Raw genomic sequence first — 1,432 nt, 5'->3', positions numbered from 1 at the left:
TCGTCGGTCGCGGAGATGGTCACCGCGGCGGAACCCACGTAGTCGCCGTCGGCGTTCTTGTCGCCCGACACCGACGCCGACACCTGCGGCGGCGTCGTGTCGGTGGGTTCGGCGCTGGTGACCACGAGCTCGCCGACCATTCCCGCGTGACCGGGGATCTCGCAGTAGTAGCGGTACGTTCCGGGGGTGAGGGTCACCTGAACCTCATGCCTGCCCCCGCTCGTGTCGAAGGGGCTGGCCATGATGTTGACGTCGACGTCGTGGTTGTAGCCGGGGCTGTCGTCGTCGAACGTCAGCGTGTGCGTCATGCCGTAGGTGTTGCCGGTCGACGCGTTGGTCTCGAAGACGATCGTCACGAGGCCGGCCGTCGCCGTGGTCGGCGCGGACTTGTATTCGGTGTAGCTGTTGTCGGCGGTCCAGACGAGCGTCTGCTCCGCCGCCAGGCCGGCCCGCTGACCCTGGTCCTGTGCCGCGGCACCGACTCCCGACAGCCATACCGTCGGCAGTGCCACAGCCAGGATCACCAACGCCATGCGTCCGAACGTGGCCGGGGATCTGAGCGCCTTCCGCAGAGCACGGACGAAGCCCGATGAAGATCTGATGCGCATATACCGTGTACCTCTCATGATCTGATGCTCGGCCGTCGGACATCGCACTTCGGCCGACGTCACTCGGGGGGCGTGCCGGGCGGGAGAGCTCGCGTACACGGGCGTCGCGGAACTCGGCCAGGCGGTGTCGGCCTCGGAGCTGTGGTAGGTCAGGCGGCCATGACGGGCGGCGTCGCCACGCCCAGAGTCAGGGCGACGTCTCCCTTGTGATCACGACACGGCACCGGGCGGGTGGCCGGGGTGTGCGAAGAGGTCTCTTCGGCCCATCGTCCGCTCCTTCGGTTGTAGGGGGGGGCAACAGCAACCTTCGGAAGAACTACCTGGTCAGCGGCAGTGGTCACCGGGCTCGACGATGTCGGACGTGGCACCGGCCCCGGCGATCTCCTCGTCTCTGCGCCGATCGATCGTTTCCGGAGACGGCAGCGGTGCCGTGACGTCCACATCCCTTCGGAGACCGGTGGTCACTCCTCCGACGCTTCGGCGGAAACGTAACATTCTGGCCGTATTTAGTCCACATCTATGACTAAGTAGACTCGTTCGTTACCATACTTCCTGAAGAAACCCGCTAAAGGATGGGTCTTATCGACAGAAGTCCCCCCACGTCTGTACAAAGTCCTCCGGATCGGCATGGCCGGCTCACCGCCGGCGTCACGGACCACCCCCCAGCTCGCCACACGTTGCCGCACGTGGGCGAGCGCCGTCACCGATTGGGAACCATGACCGAGAAGACCAGCGACGTGACGCGACGCCTGCTGTCGCGGCGCGCCTTCGCCACCACCGCGGCCGCAGCCGCCGCGATCACACCGTTCGCCGTGGCAAGTCAA

Annotated in this window: 2 protein-coding genes; both read right to left on the bottom strand. The window is 66.2% G+C overall.

Annotation, left to right across the window (positions count from 1 at the left end; translation table 11 throughout):
• A partial coding sequence (locus HCK04_RS40235) for a plastocyanin/azurin family copper-binding protein (RefSeq protein ID WP_205831292.1) occupies window positions 1-533 on the bottom strand: 533 nt, incomplete at its 3' end.
• 399 nt (window positions 534-932) lie between these two features.
• Window positions 933-1,073 carry a hypothetical protein gene (locus tag HCK04_RS40230; RefSeq protein WP_168066698.1) on the bottom strand — a complete coding sequence of 47 codons (141 nt, stop codon included), beginning with the start codon at window positions 1,071-1,073 and terminating at the stop codon, window positions 933-935.
• Window positions 1,074-1,432 lie beyond the last annotated feature (359 nt).

Origin of the sequence: Microbispora sp. CL1-1 (assembly GCF_012034195.1) — a bacterium.
In the GTDB taxonomy this organism is placed as follows: Bacteria; Actinomycetota; Actinomycetes; order Streptosporangiales; family Streptosporangiaceae; genus Microbispora.
This window is presented reverse-complemented; position numbering and strand designations above follow the sequence as displayed.